Origin of the sequence: Vibrio sp. 10N.222.52.B7 (assembly GCF_041474275.1) — a bacterium.
GTDB lineage: Bacteria > Pseudomonadota > Gammaproteobacteria > Enterobacterales > Vibrionaceae > Vibrio > Vibrio crassostreae_C.
In genome coordinates, this window is record NZ_JBFRTU010000269.1 from 1 (window position 1) to 455 (window position 455).

The following is a 455-nucleotide window of genomic DNA, read 5'->3' on the forward strand; positions in this document are numbered from 1 at the left end:
AAATTGCACCTTTTGCGACAGTACAGCGACTGACGTTTTTGTACCAAATTTAAGGTCTAACTCTTTCCCGCCAAGAGAAAATTGCTTATATAAATCAAGATTCGCAACACCAAAACCACCACCACCAATATAACGTATTGAATCATTCACCCAAGATCGTCTATGGCCACCGAATACAAACCAAGTATCATTCTCTGTCCCCAAAGCACCTACGACACTCATCGCAGACGGAACGAGTTGCGCTCCTCCATCAATAGCCTTTAACGCAGCTTCTTTACGGACACGTTTTTCTTCTTCACTCTCATGTAGAAACAACCCAGCAACACCGCCACCGTACCCAACGGCAGGCTCTGTAATTAAGATAGGTATGGGTAAGAATCCAGTCGCATTTTCCGCGATGTGATGCCCCATATCAAACTGACCGTCCACTGGGTCGTAAAAGGATGCCATAGAAG

At 45.3% G+C, this 455-nt stretch carries 1 pseudogene; it reads right to left on the minus strand.

Going from position 1 to position 455, the window contains the following annotated elements:
* A pseudogene (locus tag AB4512_RS22780) lies at positions 1–455 on the minus strand (glyceraldehyde-3-phosphate dehydrogenase); the annotation flags it as partial.